This window comes from Haliscomenobacter sp. (genome assembly GCF_040403615.1).
Classification (GTDB): domain Bacteria; phylum Bacteroidota; class Bacteroidia; order Chitinophagales; family Saprospiraceae; genus Haliscomenobacter.
In genome coordinates this window covers 11,939-15,050 of the sequence record NZ_JBBAKG010000124.1, presented here as the reverse complement: position 1 = coordinate 15,050, position 3,112 = coordinate 11,939, and the positions used below count along the sequence as shown (strand labels likewise).

Genomic DNA, 3,112 nt, shown 5'->3' with positions numbered 1-3,112 from the left:
GCTTGCGCCATGATGGTCAAAGCCGGATTCACCGCAGAGCTGGAAGGGAAAAAGCTACCATCTACTACGTACAGGTTTTGCACCTCGTGGGCTCTGCAGAAGGTATCCAGAGCAGAAGTTTTTGGATCGGTGCCAAAACGGATGGTTCCACATTGGTGGGCGGTACCCGCCAGCGGGATTTTTTTGCCCAAATATAAATGGTTGGGCAGCAAGTGGGTTTCGCAACCAGCGTGTTCAAGGATCCAGGTCAATTTTTTATGCAGGCGTTGGTGGGCTTCCAGGTTGTTTTCGGTGTAGTGCAAATGGATTTTGCCATCCTTACCCAGCAATACACGGTTATCTGGATCGGGTAAATCTTCGGAAGTCATCCAAAAGTCCAGGGCATGTTTGGCCATGTAATCCAACGCCAGTCCAGGGGTGAAACCCGGGGCATCTTCCCGAAACATCAACGGATCTGATTTGCCCAACATTTGGATGTGCCCCAATGGCAAATCGGTATCATCGCTGCGGTGGTAAAAATCATTGACGGCCAATGTTTTGCCAAAAATGGTTGGATTTGGTTTTTTTGAAATGGCCAATAGGGCTGAGTTGTTGTGGCACATGTAATGGCGGCCAACCACGTCGGAGCTATTGGCCAGGCCATTGGGGTGTTGTTCATTGGCAGAGCGCAACAACAAGGCAGCAGAATTGATGGCGCCAGCGGCCAGCACAACTACATCCGCGCTGAAAGTCAGGGTAGCACCATTGTTTTGAACAATGACTTCGTTGACTTCATTTCCACTCGCGTTGGTATTGAGCTTTTCCACAAAACATTCCGTCATCAAAGTAACGTTGGGGTGTTGCAAAGCAGGTTTGATGCCTACCACATGCGCATCGGCTTTGGTTTCGGAAGGATCAGGGAATCCATCAAAACGATCCAATACTGCTGGAGCATCACCAGGATTTTCATTCAATCTTGCGCCAATGGGCAAGGGAAATGGCTTTAAGCCCAATTTTTGTAAATCTTCGTTCAATTCTTGAATGCGCGGCTCGTGTGGCAGTGGGGCATAAGGAAAAGGTTCGCTTGCCCATGGTTCGCTCGGGTCAGCGCCGCGTAAGCCGTGAACGTGGTATAGTTTTTCTGCCTTGGTGTAAAACGGCTCCAAATCTGCATAAGCGATGGGCCAGGCTGGAGAAACCCCTCCAAAATGGGTCACTTCTCCAAAATCACTTTCCCTCATCCGCAAAAGCGCGGCACCATAAAATTTGGTGTTTCCTCCCACGTAATAATGAATACCTGGGCGGAAGTCTTTCCCCTTTTTGTCAACCCAGGTTTCGGTGGTGGTGTATTTTTGGTCGAGAAAAACGGCCTGGGTACTCCAATTGTCTTTTTCGCGGGGTACAAAGGTTCCTCTTTCCAATATCAGGATTCTTTTGCCTGTGGGCGCTAAATGTTGCGCCAAGGTTCCACCACCAGCACCAGTGCCGATGATGATCACATCAAAATGAGTCATACAGTTGAATTTTAAATAATTTGATCAAAAGAAAAAAATAGGTGATTTAGGTTGTACTACATTTTTTACAGCCTTTACGGCATTGAGCGCGTGAACTACTCCGGCTCCTTGTCGTTCGGATGGTACATTAGGCAAGGTTCGAGCAGTTTTGCCCAATACTTCCTTGACTTTTTGGGGTGTCAGATTTGGATTTGCCTCCAACATTTGAGCAACAATTCCACTCACAATCGGTGCCGCAAACGAAGTGCCATCGGCATGCTGATAATCTGGTGTAATTAGTTTCCGTTGCCCAATTTCTGTTTGTAGCTTTTGTCGAATGCCTTCGTCGTTGGAAAATACCAGTGAGCTTTCAAAGCCGAACTGCTTGGCGGTATTGATGTATTTTGCTTTCAGGTACCTTGAATCCTGGGTTTGAGCCAAGGAAAAGAGCAACTTGGCTTGTTCATGCGCCTTGGTTAATGGCAAGATTGGCGCTGGAATCCAAATGGCCGGGGCGATGAGGTCAGGTTTTTGCAAACCATCCACCGTAGTCCCAAAGGTGGAAGGATACCAACTTTGGTGGATGGGATGTAAGGTATTGTGGTCATTCAAGCCACCTATTGTGATGGCGTGAGGGCTATTGGCCGGCGCTTTTACCAAGGCATGTTCATCGTTGCCGGCAGCTACCACTACTACTATTCCTGCATCGGTTGCTTTTTGAATGGCCTGATCAACAATGTTGACGCGATAAGAGGTAGCCCAATCATCGGTAACGGATAAATTGAGGATGCGGATGGCAAATTTTTTGCGGTGGTCGATGGCCCAATGGATTGCCTTGGCAATGTTTTCACCGCTTATCTTGCCTTCCTGATCGGCAACCTTAAGCAAAACCAATTTTGCAGAAGCCGCTAAACTTTGGTATACACCATTTGAAGAGGTTCCATCTCCGGTTCCGACTACCGCCGTCATGGTTCCGTGCCAACTATTTGAATTTGGGACAGTTGCAGAGCTGGTATTGGATGAAGACAAATCTTCAATGCTGAGGATGCGGTTTTTGATGTCCGGGTGGGGATAAAATCCGCTATCGATAAAACAAATGGTGATGCCTTTGCCCGAATAATCTGGGTGAGCAGCCAAGCGCTGAGGAATCGGTAAAATTTTATACCCGTCTATGCTGGTATGAGGTGACAGAGCCTGCTGAGTAGACCAAAATTCAATTTGAGCTTGATCAACGCATCTTGTACAAGCTCCTGAATCGGGTTGCCAGTTTGGTAATTCTGTTTGGAGTTGTTTCAGAATAGAATCATCGGCAGCACCATTAAAGTGGTGGACGAGAGTTTGATGGTGTTGATCGCAAATAGGGCAGTGCATGGTGTTTGTTTGTGAATCTTTTGATGCCACAAAATTGCACCGGAGTGGACTGCCGAAATGTTACCTGCGTAACAACCAAGGGTCAAATAATGTCTGTGGGCGACAATTGCTAATCAAAAACTGAAGGGTCAAGAATCCAAAATTTGCCTGTTTCTTGTTTCAGTTTTCCTTCCCGTTCCAGTTCATTCATCATCAGGGAAACAGATTTACGAGAGGTTGCAATCAAACTGGCCATTTCTTGCTGGGTGAGGGAATGATTGACATAGGTA

Annotated in this window: 3 protein-coding genes; all 3 read right to left on the bottom strand. The window is 47.1% G+C overall.

From position 1 onward, the window contains the following. The coding region (locus ABW391_RS25330; RefSeq protein WP_353484697.1) for a GMC oxidoreductase at nt 1–1,493 on the bottom strand (1,493 nt) is incomplete at its 3' end. Between the two features lie 24 nt (nt 1,494–1,517). Then, a complete protein-coding gene (locus ABW391_RS25325; protein WP_353484696.1) occupies nt 1,518–2,843 on the bottom strand; it encodes a S8 family serine peptidase in 1,326 nt (441 codons plus the stop codon). 109 nt (nt 2,844–2,952) lie between these two features. Beyond that, on the bottom strand, nt 2,953–3,112 hold a 160-nt coding region (locus tag ABW391_RS25320), incomplete at its 5' end, for a helix-turn-helix domain-containing protein (RefSeq protein WP_353484698.1).